This is a genomic window from Nocardiopsis sp. LOL_012 (genome assembly GCF_048060475.1).
GTDB lineage: Bacteria > Actinomycetota > Actinomycetes > Streptosporangiales > Streptosporangiaceae > Nocardiopsis.
The window spans coordinates 82,445-96,834 of sequence record NZ_JBHMIV010000004.1 but is presented as its reverse complement, the minus strand read 5'-3'; the positions used below and the strand labels follow the sequence as shown (position 1 = coordinate 96,834).

The following is a 14,390-nucleotide window of genomic DNA, read 5'->3' as shown; positions in this document are numbered from 1 at the left end:
ACTGGGACCGAGGTTCGACCGGATCGGCTGGGGGGCCGTACATTCACCGCATTATTCCATGTCCGCCCTCACTGTGCATCCGGCCGGTCCGCACGCGGTGCGACCTCGCGTTCCAGCCACTCCCGGACGGTACGACCCAGTACCTCCCCTCCGGTACGGGCGTCCACGTTGTCGGCGTGCAGCTCCAGGACGGGGATCCCCGCCGCCTCCAGCGCGCGGGTGGTGAAGTATCCGCCGCGCTCGTCGTCGGAGACCAGGTGCACCACCCCGTCCACGCCGTGGTGGCGGGCCTCCTTCACGTACCACTCCGAGGACCACGGCGGCGTGTAGAGCTGGTCGGAGAAGGCCGCGAAGCGCGCCGCCAGGGCGCGCATCGGCTCCCCGCCGTGGCGGGCGTAGCCGTCGGCGGCGATGGCCAGGTACATCGACCACACGAACACCGCGCCGTGGGAGTCCTCGAACCGCCGGTAGAAGTCCAGGTCGAACCACAGGCCGCGGCCCACCCACATCAGCCGGAGCCGCTCGCCCCCGCACGCCGCCCGCCCCGAGCGCACCCGTTCGGCCACCTCGTCGTGCAGCGCCCGGGCGGCGTCACGCGCCCACTCGGTGCCGCGGTGCCACTGCGGCACCATCACCGCGGGGAAGGTGTCGGTGACGTGCACCGGGCAGGGCCGCGCCGCCGCGATGAGGTCGCGGGTGCGCCGGTTCCACTCCGCCTGCTCGTTGGCCAGCGCCATGACCTCGTCGAAGCGCGCCTCGGAGAACACCCGGCCGGTGGTGGCCTCCAGGAAGCGGACCAGCCCCGTCAGCTCCTCGGCCATGAGGTCGATCCGGTCGGTTCCCACCGCCTCCTCCCACCGGTGCGGCATCAGCTCCCACCAGCGCTCGGGCACCTCGGCCTCGGCCGCGCTCTCCAGCGGGAAGAACGTGGTACCGGGCTCGGCGCCCCACACGTCGAAGATCTTGCGCGCCGCGTCGCCGGTGGTCTCGCCCAGGACGAGGGAGGGGCGCGGCAGGCCGCCCCAGGGCGCGGACTCCGGCTCCGGGTCCAGCAGCGAGCCCAGGGACAGCGCGTTGTACTGCTCGATGTCGTCGGGCAGTCCGCGCTCGCGCACCAGCCGCAGGTAGTCCTGGCCCCGGCCCTTGGCGGCGATGATGGAGGTCCACCACTGGGCCACCACGTAGGGGATGTCCATGGTGCGCAGGATCTCGTGCGGGGTGTCGGCGTTGACCAGTGCCACCGGAGTGCCCTCCGCGGCGCGTTCGTGCAGCCGCGCGAACCACGCCCGCTGGTGGGCCAGTGCGGCCCGCGCCGTTTCCAGTCGCTCGCTCAATCCGACCCCGCAATCGTCTCGCGCAGCGCCGCCGCACGCGACGACGCCTCCTCGGTGAGCCCGCCGTGGGGCTGTCGGTCCAGGAGCACGGCGGGCAGGCCGGCCGCCTCCCTCTGGGCGGTGAAGTCCCACGGCGGGGCGTTGTCGTGCTCGCGCACGTAGCACACCAGGGCCTTCGCCCCGCAGGCCCGCGCCGCGGCGGCGGTGTGTCCGGCGCGCCGGACGATCGACGCCCGCTGCGACGTCGGCCCGTTGTACTGGTAGCGCTCGGCCAGCGCCGCCTCGGTGGTCCCGCCCACGAGCCGGTGGGAGAGCAACTCGCCCCAGTCGTGGTCCTCCCCGGCGATGAGCAGGCCGAGCCGCTCCAGCTCCGCGTAGACCGCCGGGGTGTCGTGGGAGCTGCCGGTGGCGAACACGCGGACCCCCTCCGCGCCAGGCAGGAAGGCGGGGTCGGCGAGCACGGCCTCCAGCAGTTCGGTGGCGCGCTCCACCGGCATGCGTGTGGTGGCGGCCACCGCCTCCAGCAGGTGGGTGCCGCCCAGTCGGGCCGGGCGGCTGCGCCGCAGGTCGGAAAGGCGGGAGAGCAGGCTCCGCAGCCGGTCGTGGGCGGTGATCGCCTTGGCCAGGGCGTCCGCGTCGACGGTCCGGCCGGTCCAGGACCCCAGCACCTCGCGCAGCCGCCCGATCTCGGTGCGCACGTAGCGCGTGGTGGAGCGGTGCGGCAGGTGCAGCACGTCGACCAGGTGCACCGGGACGGGCACCGTCTCCGGTTCGATCCGGCGCAGCTCGCGCAGAGCGTAGAACAGCCGCGCGGACGCCTCGCAGTCGCGGGAGACGACCACGGCGTCCAGGCCCTCGAAGGCGCCGCCGACCAGGTCGGAGAGCAGGGCCCGCGCGGCCGGGTCGAGGCCGCGTCCCAGGTAGCGGTCCCCGGTCGAGGGGTCGGAGCCGGGTATGCCGCGCAGCCGCACCCCCAGGGCCCCGGCGGCCGTCAGCGCCTCCACGGGGACGTCGGCGCCCACGTAGCCCACGACCGGGCCCTCGGGCGCCCACCGGGCGCGGGCTTGGGCGGGAGTGTCGGCGGAGCGGGCGGAGAGTTCCTCCCAGGCTGTGGCCATGGTCAGATCACCGCTTCGGCGGTCAGGTCGGCGATGCGCTCCTCGGTGTAGCCCAGCAGGTCGCCGTAGACGCGGTGGTTGTCCGCGCCCAGGCCGGGGGCGGGGCGGTCGAAGCCCACCCGGGAGTCGGAGAAGCGGATGGGCAGGCCGGTGGCGGACAGGCCCTCCACCGTGCCGAACTCGGGGTGGTCCACGGGCACGACCTCCTCGCGGGAGGTGACCAGGGGGTCGCGGGCGGCCTCGACGGGGCCGCGCACCTGGGCGGCGGCCACCCCCTCGGCGTTGAGGGCCGCCACCGCCTCGGCGGCGGTGCGCCCGCGGGCCCAGTCGCCGATCAGGGCGTGCAGCGCGTCGGCGTTGCGCACCCGCTCGTCGCGTGTGCCGAACCGGGGGTCCTCCACCAGGTCGGCGCGGTCCATCGCGCGCAGGACGCCGTGGGCGAAGGGGTCGGTCGGCGCGCACAGGGCGATGTGGCCGTCGGAGGCGGCCAGCAGTCCGAAGGGGGCCAGACGCGGCAGCAGGTTCCCGGTGCGCTGCTCCAGGCCCACGGCCTCCTGGGCCTCGAAGGGCTCGCAGGCCACTAGGGAGGTCAGCGCGCCCAGCATGGACACGTCCACGTGCTGGCCCTGGCCGGTGCGGTCGGCCTGCACCAGCGCCGAGAGCGTGCCGATGACCGCGAACAGCGGCGCGAGCAGGTCTCCCACGGGCAGGCCGAAGCGGACCGGCGGCTCTCCGGGCTCGCCGGCGGTCATCATCACCCCGCTGAGCGCCTGGACGATGGTGTCCATCGCCTTGCCCGGGCCGGGGCCGCCCTCGGGGCCGAACCCGGTGATCGAGGTGTAGACGATGCGGGGGTTGAGTCCGCGCACGGTCGCGTAGTCCACCCCCAGGCGTTCGGTGACGCCGGGGCTGTAGTTCTCCACGACGACGTCGGCGGCGCGCACCAGGTCGGCGAAGACCTCCCGGGAGCGGGGGTTCTTCAGGTCGAGGGTGGCGCCGAGCTTGTTGCGGCCGCGCACGAGCATCGAGACCGACATGTCCTCGTCCCCGCGCGAGGCGAGGGAGAACCCGTCGCGCCCCGCGTAGGGAGCGTTGCCCCGCGCGGGGTCGCCCCCGGCGGGGTTCTCCACCTTGACGACCGTGGCGCCGAGCCCCGCCAGGAGCAGGGTCGCGTACGGGCCGGCGAGGGCGTTGGTGAGGTCGATGACGGTGCGTCCGGCCAGTGGCTGTTCAGGCATGTTCTCCCCTCGGCGGTGCCGTGGTGCGGCTCCGGAACAATACATTCGTCTAAAAGATGACGATCGTCAAGATATTGACGAGTATAATGTCCGGGGGTTCATCGGGCCCCGAGGGGAATGGTGGAGCCCGTGGCCGCGCGAGCGGCCACGGGCTCTCCGGGGGCGGTGCGGGATCAGTCCCGCGGCCGCGCCATCTGCCGGGCCGCACGCAGGCCGAACACCGCACCGTCCGGCGCGAAACACCCGGGCCCGTCGTGCGCCGAGCACCGCGGTTCCGGCAGGCTGGGGACGTGACAAGCCCGACCCGAGAGACCACCCGGCCGGGGCGCCGCTCCCCGAGCGCCCCCCGCAGACCCGTCGACCTGCTCGCGGGTGCGGCCGGACTGCTCGCCGTCGCCGCGATCCTGCTCACGGTCCGCGCCCTCTCCAACGGCGAACAGGTCACCGCCCCCGCCGAACTCGGCGCCCTGCTCCCCCGCGGCCTGCTCTTCCTCGCCGGGGTGAGCGCCAACCTCCTGCTCATCGTGCTCATGTGCTTCGTCGTGCTGCGCACCCTCGTCAAGGGCAGCGGACGCGACCTGCTGCGCGTCGCCGCCGCGGCGGTCAGCGCCTACGCCTTGGCCGCCCTCATCAACGCGGCACTGGTCGCCATCCTGGGTTCGCGCGACGTCGTCGCCATCCTCACCGGGTCCCCCGCCGACGTCGTCACCAACGCCACCCTCGGCTACGCCGCGGCCTGCGTCGCCTTCACCCTGACCATGCCCGCCGGACTGCCCCGGGTCCGCTCCCTGATGTGGACCGGCATCGCCGTCGTGGCCGTCGGCGCGCTCCTGGCCCTGGTCACCACCGCACTCGCCCTCGTCCTGACCGGCCTGTCCGGCCTGCTGTGCGCCGCGCTGGCCCGCTACGCCGTCGGCGTGGTCCCCGTCGACCCCACCGACACACGCCTGCGCGACGAACTGCGCAGGTTCGGCATGCACGCCACCGCCGTCCGCCCCGCCGACACCGACGACGAGGGGCACCCCCGCCACATCGCCGAACTCGACGACGGGACGCGCGTGGAACTGACCGTCCTGAGCTCGGAGAACACCGCCGGATTCTGGCGGCGGCTGCGCGACCTGCTCCTGTTGCGCGGCCCCGTGGCGCCCCGCATGCTCTACGGGGTGCGGCGCCGCGCCGAGCACGCCGCCCTCCTGGGCTTCGCAGCACACGACGCGGGCGTCACCGTCCCCCGAGTCCTGGCCCTGGGCGAACTCGGCCCCGAGACCGTCCTCCTGGCACGCGAGATCCTCGACACGCGCGCCCTGGACGGCCTGGAGCCGGACGAGTGCACCGGCGACCTGCTCGAACGCTGCTGGAGGACACTGGGCGACCTGCACCGGCGCCGTATCGCCCACGGCCGGATCAGCGGAGCCACCGTCGGCGTCCAGGGCGACGGCTCCGTGGCCCTCACCGGTATCGACCGCGGTGCCGTCGCCGCCCACCCGCTCAAGACCGCCCTGGACAACGCCGCCATGCTGACGCTGCTGGCACTGCGGGTGGGCCCCGAACGCGCCGTCGGGTCGGCCGTGCGCGCCCTGGGCCTACCCGCCACCGCCGCCCTGCTGCCCCTGCTCCAGCCCGCCGGCCTCCCCTCCGACCTGCGCAGACGGCTGCGCGCGCACTCCGGCCTGCTCGCTGACGTACGCGCCCGCATCGCCGCCGCCGCGCCCGAGGCCCCCGCCGCCCCCGCCCGCCTGGAACGGATGCGCCCGCGCACCGTCGTCAGCGTGATCGTCGTGACCGCCGTGGGCCTGGCCCTGGCCTACCAGCTCGCCGGGGTCGACCTACGGGGTATCGGCGCGGCCCGGCCGGGATGGACCGCCGCGGCCTTCGCCATGGCCACGCTGTGCATGGTCGCCGCCGCGATGGCCCTCATCGGGTTCGTCCCCGTCCGCCTGCCCTGGTGGCGCACCCTCATGGTGCAGTACGCCGGATCGTTCCTGCGCATCGCCGCCCCCGCCGGACTGGGCGCGCTGGCCATCAACACCCGGTTCGCCGTCAAGTCCGGCGCGCCCACACCGCTGGCGGTCTCCGCAGTGGGGCTCAGCCAGCTCGTGGGCTTCGCCCTGCACGTCCCCCTCCTGCTGGTGTGCGCCTACCTGACCGGCACCTCCTACTGGACGGGCTTCACCCCATCGCCGACCGTCGTCGCCATCGCCGCCGCGGGCACCGCCGCCGTCGCCGCCGTCCTCTTCCTGCCCAAGCTGCGCCGGCCGATCGCCGACCGCGCCGCCCCCTACCTGCGGGGCGTGCTGCCCCGGTTGCTGGACACGCTGCAACGGCCCGCCAGCCTCGCCCTGGGGGTGGGCGGAACCCTCCTGCTCACCGTCGGGTTCGTCCTGTGCCTGCACTTCTCGGTGCTGGCCTTCACCGCCCCCCGAACCGGGGTCAGCCTCGTCGCGGTCGCGGTGGTGTTCCTGGCGGGCAACGCGATCGGGTCGGCCGCGCCCACCCCGGGCGGACTCGGCGCGGTGGAGGCCGCCCTGATCGGCGGTCTGACCACCGTGGCAGGGGTGCCCGCCGAGGCCGCCTTCCCCGCCGTCCTGCTGTTCCGGGTACTCACCTTCTGGTTCCCCGTGCTGCCGGGCTGGGCGGCCTTCTCCCACCTCCAGCGCCGTGAGGCCATCTGATCAGGCGCGGTACGACTCGGCCAGGGACCGCAGGACGGGGGAGCAGCCCGCGTCCACGGTGAGCGCCGCCAGATGGTCGGCGCGCGTCGCGCCCCGGTTGACGATGACCACCGGCTTGCCCTGCTCGGCGGCGTGCTTGACGAAGCGGCGCCCCGACAGCACGGTCAGCGAGGAGCCCGCCACGAGCAGGGCCCGTGCCTCGTCGACCATCCGGTAGGCGTCGTGGACGCGCCCCTTGGGCACGTTCTCGCCGAAGTAGACGATGTCGGGCTTGAGCACGCCGCCGCAGGAGGCGCAGTCGGCCACCCGGAAGCCCTCGGTGGAGGTCAGGGCGGCGTCGGCGTCCGGGGCGATCTCCACGTCGGGTACGTCGGCGGTGAAGCCGGGGTTGAGCGCGGCGAGGCGCTCGGCCAGGCGGGCGCGGGAGGTGCGTTCGGAGCACGACAGGCAGACCACCCGGTCGTAGCGCCCGTGCAGGTCGATGACGTGCTCGCTGCCCGCGACCGAGTGCAGGGTGTCCACGTTCTGGGTGATGACTCCGCGGACCGCGCCGAGGCGTTCGAGGTCGGCCAGTGCGCGGTGCCCGTCGTTGGGGCGGACCCGGTCCATGTGGTGCCAGCCCACGTGGTTGCGCGCCCAGTAGTGGCGACGGAAGGCGGGATCGCCGGTGAACTGCTGGTAGGTCATCGGCGTGCGCGGTGGTGAGTCCGGGCCGCGGTAGTCGGGGATGCCGGAGTCGGTGGACATCCCGGCCCCGGTCACGGCGGCCACGGGCCCCGGCCCCAGGGCCCGGCGGACGCGCGCGGCCCAGTCCGCGGCCTCGCCGGTGTGGAGCGTGCTGGTCACGCTGCCGAGGATACGCGCCGCGTCCAGCCCGGTCCGGTCAGCCGCCGGAGCGCTCGCCCAGTTCGGTGTCGACCCACTCCTCCAGGGAGGCGCGGTACCCGCTCGCCGCCTCCGACAGGAACTGTGGGTCGGCCTCGCTCAACTCGTTCTTCAGTTTCAAAGCGCTGGCGATGCCCACCCGTTCGTGGAAGCTTTTCTCGATGGCTTTCGCGACGGTTCGGTCGGTGCAGACCGCGCCTGTGTCGTAAAAACGGACGTGCTGCACCCATGAGTCCATCTTCTTTGCATATGAGCTTTGCAGGGTTGGGGCGATGTGCCGGTCATAGCTTTCGCCGAGCATCTGGCCGCCGACGAAGCCACGCGTCAGCGACGGATCCTCCTCCTGGCACACCCGTTCCAGGAGTGCGCTGACCGCGTGGACTTCGGTATGCAGCTCTTCAGGCATGATCCCGAGCGCCGTGTCGCGTGCCGCGGTGCAGCCGGTGAGAGTGAGTACCGTGCAGACGGCGAGGGGCAGGGCGAGTCGGCGCAGGGCACGCATGGAGCCTCCATGTGACTTTTTGTAGTCACGATGATACATAGGGCTGCGAGTTCGGTGTGCGGTGGCGGACCTGCCCACCGGCCGCTACTCTCCCGGTGAAGGGCCCGCCCCCGGGGCCCGAACGCTGTGGAGTCGGCCGTGCTGAACCTCGCCAAGGGTGCCAACCTCCTCCTCATGTTCCTGCTGGAACTGGGGGTGCTGTTCTCCGTCGGATACTGGGGGTGGACGCTCGACGCCCCGCTCCCGCTCCGGCTGGCCGCCGCGGTCGGCGCCGTCGCGCTCTTCGTCGGGGTCTGGGCAGTCTTCGGCGCCGCCGCCAACGCCCGGATCCCCCTGCGCGGACCCTCCCGCGCGGTCCTGGAGGTCCTGTGGTTCGGTGGGGGAGCCGTGGCGCTCGCCTTCGCCGGAGCCGTGACCGCCGCGCTCGTGTTCGCCGCGCTCTTCGCCGTCAACGCCGCGCTGCGCTTCCTCTGGCAGGAGGGGAGCGAAGAGGCCCCGCGGTGACGGCGGCGCGCGTTCAGGCGGACCACGTTGAGCCCTTCCCGGATCGGCGTCACCGTGGGAGCCGCGCCTGTCATCAACAGGCAGCGGAAATGATCTTCGTCGAGAAGAACTCAGCGGAAGCGTCACTGCCCCGAGAAGGCGCTGTATTTGACTTTGTCCACGCCTTTGACCTATTGGATTGATTATCCAAGGTGACTGAATCCTTGTGAGTGCTTGGCATTCCGTTGTGGCCGGTGTAGCGGCGGGTGAATCAAGGAATCCGGGATCTCGACTCGCCAGTGCCGCACACAGCTTTTCCCCGCGTATCCATCTAGTGTGGCTTCAGGGCTTCGCTGAGCGAGCGAATTTCCCGCGTTTTCAAGAGCGACGAGCTCATCCGTGATGTGTGTGGAGGGATCAGCAATGACTATACATACCGGACAAGAGGTGGCTGTCCCATATGCTCGCAGTTCCAGGGAGCTTCCCACCGTACAGGGGAAGGTTCCGGACCTGTCGAATGCGAGCATGCAGAGCTCGTTCATCGACTCCCGCCCGGAGAAGCCGGATGCGGCGAGCACGCTCTACATCCGGCGGTTCTCCACGAAGACCGCGGCGGGGCCGGAGGACCACACGGTAGTGGGCGTGCACGTCGTACTCCGGAAGGGCCACCCGAACGGGCTCTGGGAGGCTTTCCATGTCGACCGGAGTACTCAGAGGGTCGACGGCGACAAACCCCGGGTGTCGGTCGGATCGCTGCGGATCTACTGCGACACACTCGAAGTGCACGGGGCTTTCTCGCTGCCGGAGGCGGACGTGGAGATCTTCGCCCGCCGCCTCAAGTGGGCCGACGACACTGCCAGCATCAATACATCGCCACTCCTCTGGACGGTGGACAAGGCACGGAACGCCGCCAACGGAACTCCGGGTGCGAACGGCGCCGAGGGGCGGAACGCCGGTTCGCTTCGTGTATTCGTTGACGAGGTGGACCCGTCCGGTGATTCCGGCCTCCGGGTTATCGCCGAAGGTGGGCGCGGCCAGGATCCGGGGTCGGGCGAAGACGGAAAAAACGGCGATGACACGGGGGTGTACTACCATCAGAAGTTTACAGTAACCAGCAGGGCGCCGTGGTTTACGGAATTCAAATGCACTGCCAATGTAAATTTTGACCCCGGAGCCTCCTACTATGAATATAAATGGAAGTGGGCAGGTATTGCCTCCACGTCAGGAAATAGCGGAGCCAAACGCTTCCCCGGAGACGGGACGGATGCCCTGGCTCCGGGTGTCCCTGGCAATGGTGGAAACGGTGGATCTCTGACGACAAATCTGAACCACCATGCCTTGAAAATCTCAAACAAGGGGGGATCTGTTGGGGTCCGGGGGCGTGACTGCAAAGGTGGAAGGGCCGGGTGGCCGGAGAAATCTGCCCATTACAAGGTCACGATGGTGATGGATGTCACTGGAACGGATAATGCCGATTATGAGCGTGAGGAAATAGATTCCCGTGTGACCAAAGCGGGGGCGGACGCCCCGGGCCGGCCCGCGACCCGAGGTGCGGGACGCACACCGGAACCGGTCTTCCTCGACATCTCCAATGCCTGGGTGCACCCGCTCGGTGTGCAGGCGGCACTGGAGTACGCCCGCGACCTGTTCCTCGCAGGAGCGCAGGAAGAGCTGCGGGCACTGCTGCCTGTCTACGACAAGGCTCTCGCCCAGCCCGTCCCGGCCACCGAAGCCTGGGACGGCGTGCCGCCGTCGGTCTGGAGGGCCGCCCAGACCGAGTTCGCCACCATGCTGTACCGGCACCGATCCCATCTCGACTACTTCGGCAACCCCGCCGGATACACCCCCCTGCTCTCACTCTCCGGGTCGATCGAGCTGTACAAGGAGGAGACCAGGCGCGCGCTCCGGATGATGTTGCTCAGCGCATGGGTCACTGCTGCGGACCGCGATGCCAAGGAATCGGGTGCCATCCTCGGCGACACGATCCGCACCGTGAACGAGGACAGTGACGCGGCGGCAGAGCAGGTCACCGTCGGTGAGAAGAAGATCAGTGAGGTCAGTGGCTCGATCGACAGCATCACCCGCGACCTCAAGGACCTCGCCAACCGACTGGCCGACCTCCGCAACAGGCTGCTCAGCGAAGCGCAGAACGACCTGAGGCGGCAGGCCACGATCAAGTTCGGTATCAAGATGGCCGGCGCGCTGTGCCAGGTCATCCCGGTCGGCCAACCCGTCCTGGGAGCCGTCGGATCACTGGCGGGGGTCTCCGCCGACCTGGTGGGCGCGGACCAGGACTCGGCCCCCGACACCATCTCGAAGATCGGCGGTGCCCTCACGAAGGTCGCGGAGGCCGCGGAGCAGGCCCGTGAGGCCGGGAAGAAGGCCGGTGACGCGGCGTCCTCGGAGAAGTCGGTGGACTGGATCACGGTCGGCAAGGGGCTGGGGCCCGCGTTCTCCTCGGCTTCCGAGGGCATCAAGGCGCTCCAGGTGCCCAAATCCGAGGTGGAGGCGGCACTGGCCAAGTTGGAGGCCGAGAACCCCGAGTGGAACGACTTGACCCGTCGTATCCGAGAGGTCAACGAGAAGAAGACAGCGCTGTTCGGCGACCTTGCGAAGGCCGTCAACTCTGTGGGCGAGGGTTTCAGCCGTTTGGCGGCCAACGCGGGCACGGTCGTCCGCTTGCAGCAGAAGAAGGGGAGGATCTCGACCGACCCGGAGGCGGTCTTCGCCGTACGGCAGATGGACCAGCGGGCACGGCTCACGCTGCAGAAGTACCTGTATCTGCTGGTCAAGTCCTACGAGTCGGCACTTCTCAAGAAGCCCTCCGTCGACTGGCGGCTGCCCAAGGTCACCGAGAAGATCGCCGACCTTGCGAAGTCGAACACGGAGAAGGATCTGACCAGGATCAATACCGAGGCCGACCAGCTCAGCGGCCTCTTCGAAGAGAACCTGTCGGTCCTCCGCGAACAGTTGCTGAACGACAACGCCCTCGTGCAGGAGGCCACGGGCGTACAGCAGTTCGCGCTGACAGCACGGCAGACCCCGCAGGCGATCGACGCGCTGAACAGGGGAGGGAGCCTGGCCATCGACCCCCTGTCGTTCGGCCTGATCAGGCCGGACCGCCAACGCGCCCGGCTGAGCGGGGTGGAGCTGGTGGAACTGGTCTTCGACCCCGAAGGTCCGCCGGTGCCCGAGGACACCAACGTCGTGCTCAACCTCGTCCCCGCCGAGAAGGGCATCATGCGCCGGGACCAGGACCTGTACCTCTTCAGCTCCGAGTCCCCGGTCCGCTGGGGGTGGACGATCGATGCGTCCGGAGGGATCACCCCCGATACGCAGAGCCTCGCGAGCAAGGACCTACTCGATTTCATCCTCGGTGAGAAGTCCGCGAACACCAGGGGGAAGGTCTCCCTTCCGCCCGCGTGGTCGGAACTGGCCCTGTCCGTGCTGTACTGGCCGTCGCTGAAGCGCAAGGACCGCCCGAGGATCAGCAAAGTCCGCTTCAAGGCCAGGATCGACAGCAGCCCCGCGCCAGAGGACCAGCGGGTCCTCACCGTTCTTCCGGAGGGGGTCGTGGGCGACTCCGTGATCACGTGCTCCGCCGACCTCGCCGGGCGGGGCGACGGGTACGGCCCGATGATCCGGATCTACAGAAAGGGCCGGACCGTCGACCTGACGGCCCCTTCGCTGTCCGGAAACGCCGTCTTCGAAGGTTGGGACACCAGCGAGGAGGAGCCCGAGCCCGGGGTGGCTTCCGTGCGGGTCAATCTCGATAACCATGTGCAGGCGGTACCGAGCTGGACCCGCGACGGCGTGGTGGTCCACTCCACCGTGGACCTGGCCCAGATGGTGCGGACGATGGGGGAACAGGAATTCGCTGCGGCCGTGGCGGAGGAGATCGAGAACGAGGAGACCCGCCGCGAGCTGATCGCACGCGCTTACGCGCAGGAGGTCACCCCCGCCGTTCCCGAGCCGAAGACGCGGTCGATCCGGGTGGAGCCGGACGTCAGGAGCGCGGCCGTCGGGTTTGTCCCTCCGCAGGGGGAGCCCGACGTCATGGAGCACGGTGCGGGCTGGAACCTGGTGAACTACCGGGGCGTCGTGGGCTGGGTGGAGTCCACCCGATCGTAGGAGCCGGCCCGTTCCGCGGTGGCCGAGGCCGATCCGCTCACCGGGGCCGACACGGCCGCCGTGGTCCAGGGCGATTCCTGGGCCACGGCGGCGCGTCCGCTAGAACACGCTCGGGTCGGCGTCCAGCGTGGTGCGGTCGCGCGAGGCGACCAGGTCGAACTGCGGGCCGGTGCGCGGCAGCTCGTAGTGGAAGAAGTACGCCGCCGCCGTGCGCTTGCCGTCGTAGAACGCGCCGTCCTTGCCGTGCGCCGCCACGGCCTGCTCCAGCCACAGCCACGCGATCACCACGTGCCCGACCGCCTCCAGATACGGGGTGGCGTTGGCCAGCGCCACGGCCGCCTCGCCCTCGGCCCAGGCCGCGGCGGCGGTCTCGGTGACACGGTTCAGCGCCGCGTCCAGCAGGTCCGCGTACCCGGCCTCGGCGCCGCCGAGCCCCCGGGCGCGCTCCACGGTCTCGCGGACGGTCTCCACCAGGATCGCCAGGCGTCGGCCGTCCTCCATCACGGCCTTGCGCCCCAGCAGGTCCTGGCCCTGGATGCCGTGGGTGCCCTCGTGGATCATGTTGAGGCGGTTGTCGCGGTAGTGCTGCTCCACGTCGTACTCGCGGGTGTACCCGTAGCCGCCGTGCACCTGGATCGCGAGGCTGTTGGACTCCAGGCACCACTGCGACGGCCAGCTCTTGACGATGGGTGTGAGCATGTCCAGCAACAGGTCGGCGCGCTCGCGGCCCTGCTCGTCCTCAAGGCTGACGCTGTCGTCGTACAGGCGCGAGGCGTACAGTACCAGCGCCAGCGCGCCCTCCACGTAGCTCTTCTGGGCGAGCAGCATCCGCCGCACGTCGGCGTGCTCGATGATGGGCACCTGCGGCTGCTTCGGGTCCTTGGCGCCCAGCGGGCGGCCCTGCACCCGCTCGCGGGCGTAGTCGAGCGCCTTCAGGTAGGCGGTGTAGCCGAGCGAGGTGGCGCCCGAGCCCACGCCGATCCGGGCGCTGTTCATCATGTGGAACATGTACTTCAGGCCCTTGTGGGGCTCGCCGACCAGATAGCCCACGGCACCCGGGGCGCCGCCGGGCGTGTGCTTGCCCTCGCCGAAGTTGAGCAGGGTGTTGGTGGTGCCGCGGTAGCCCATCTTGTGGTTGAGCCCGGCCAGGACCACGTCGTTGCGCTCGCCCACGGAGCCGTCGTCGTTCACCAGGTACTTGGGGACGATGAACAGCGAGATGCCCTTGACCCCGGGGGGACCGCCGGGGATCTTCGCCAGCACCAGGTGGACGATGTTCTCCGACATCTCGTGGTCGCCGCCGGAGATCCACATCTTGTTGCCGAAGAGCCGGTAGGTGCCATCGTCGGCGGGCTCGGCGCGGGTGGTGATGTCGGACAGCGAGCTGCCCGCCTGCGGCTCGGACAGGCACATGGTGCCGGTGAAGCGGCCCTCCAGCATCGGCGCCACGAAGGTGTCGATCTGCTCCTTGGTGCCGTGGGTGAGCAGCAGGGCGGAGTTGCCGCCGGTGAGGGAGGCGTAGGCGAACGTGCCCAGGTTGGCGGCCTGGAACCAGGCGTTGCAGGCGCTGGCGACCAGTCTGGGCGCCTGGGCGCCGCCGACGGACTCGGGCATGGCGAGCGTGGCCAGGCCGGTCTCGGCGTAGACCTCCAGGGCCTTCTTGGCCTCGGGGTTGGTGTGGACGCGCTCGCCGTCGAAGGTGGGCTCGTTGGTGTCGTTGAGCTTGTTGTGCGGCGCGAAGTGGTCCGTGGCCACGCGCTCGGCCAGCTCCAGGGCCCCGTCGAAGGTCTCCCGCGAGTGGTCGGCGAAGCGCGGCCGCTCGGTGAGAGACTCGGCGTCGAGCCACTCGTAGAGCAGGAACCGCAGATCGCGTGCGGACAGGATGGTGGACGCCACGGGGAGCCTCCTAGAAGACGTAGACCGACTGGTCGGTATGGTATCCGTCGCGGCAAGTGTCCGTGCAGGCGGGGCCGCGGTTCCGTTCTAGGGTGGACCGGTCAGAACGCCTCAGCCACAAGGAGCACCGC

9 protein-coding genes are annotated in these 14,390 nt (G+C 70.7%); 3 read left to right on the top strand and 6 right to left on the bottom strand.

Annotated features, from left to right (window positions below; genetic code table 11):
- Nucleotides 1-68: 68 nt before the first annotated feature.
- The 3 genes from ACFHWE_RS04055 to ACFHWE_RS04045 are packed head-to-tail and all read right to left on the bottom strand — an operon-like array spanning nt 69 to nt 3,690.
- A complete protein-coding gene (locus ACFHWE_RS04055; RefSeq protein ID WP_416599232.1) occupies nt 69-1,334 on the bottom strand; it encodes a 2-hydroxyacyl-CoA dehydratase in 1,266 nt (421 codons plus the stop codon).
- Nucleotides 1,331-2,452 carry a 2-hydroxyacyl-CoA dehydratase gene (locus ACFHWE_RS04050; protein WP_416599231.1) on the bottom strand — a complete coding sequence of 374 codons (1,122 nt, stop codon included), beginning with the start codon at nt 2,450-2,452 and terminating at the stop codon, nt 1,331-1,333. The genes ACFHWE_RS04055 and ACFHWE_RS04050 overlap by 4 nt, the downstream gene beginning before the upstream one ends.
- Before the next feature lie 2 nt (nt 2,453-2,454).
- Nucleotides 2,455-3,690: a CaiB/BaiF CoA transferase family protein gene (locus ACFHWE_RS04045; protein WP_416599230.1), complete on the bottom strand. Its 1,236-nt coding sequence runs from the start codon at nt 3,688-3,690 to the stop codon at nt 2,455-2,457.
- 290 nt (nt 3,691-3,980) lie between these two features.
- Between ACFHWE_RS04045 and ACFHWE_RS04040 the strand changes: the two genes are divergently transcribed.
- A complete protein-coding gene (locus ACFHWE_RS04040) occupies nt 3,981-6,362 on the top strand; it encodes a lysylphosphatidylglycerol synthase domain-containing protein (protein ID WP_416599229.1) in 2,382 nt (793 codons plus the stop codon).
- Here ACFHWE_RS04040 and ACFHWE_RS04035 read toward each other — a convergent pair whose 3' ends face one another.
- Together ACFHWE_RS04035 and ACFHWE_RS04030 are read right to left on the bottom strand one after the other, a co-directional pair.
- On the bottom strand, nt 6,363-7,208 hold the full coding sequence (locus ACFHWE_RS04035; protein WP_416599228.1) for a Sir2 family NAD-dependent protein deacetylase: 846 nt from the start codon (nt 7,206-7,208) through the stop codon (nt 6,363-6,365). It lies immediately after the preceding gene.
- A 37-nt stretch (nt 7,209-7,245) separates the two neighbouring features.
- Entirely contained in the window at nt 7,246-7,749 is a 504-nt protein-coding gene (locus tag ACFHWE_RS04030) for a hypothetical protein (RefSeq protein ID WP_416599227.1), read from the bottom strand.
- 138 nt (nt 7,750-7,887) lie between these two features.
- Between ACFHWE_RS04030 and ACFHWE_RS04025 the strand changes: the two genes are divergently transcribed.
- Both ACFHWE_RS04025 and ACFHWE_RS04020 read left to right on the top strand, forming a co-directional pair.
- A complete protein-coding gene (locus ACFHWE_RS04025) occupies nt 7,888-8,253 on the top strand; it encodes a YrdB family protein (protein WP_416599226.1) in 366 nt (121 codons plus the stop codon).
- A 1,482-nt stretch (nt 8,254-9,735) separates the two neighbouring features.
- Nucleotides 9,736-12,363 (top strand): hypothetical protein, encoded by a 2,628-nt coding sequence (locus ACFHWE_RS04020; RefSeq protein WP_416599225.1) that lies wholly within the window; start codon nt 9,736-9,738, stop codon nt 12,361-12,363.
- A 99-nt stretch (nt 12,364-12,462) separates the two neighbouring features.
- On the opposite strand, the gene ACFHWE_RS04015 is transcribed toward ACFHWE_RS04020, so the two are convergent.
- Nucleotides 12,463-14,259 (bottom strand): acyl-CoA dehydrogenase, encoded by a 1,797-nt coding sequence (locus tag ACFHWE_RS04015; RefSeq protein ID WP_416599224.1) that lies wholly within the window; start codon nt 14,257-14,259, stop codon nt 12,463-12,465.
- Nucleotides 14,260-14,390 lie beyond the last annotated feature (131 nt).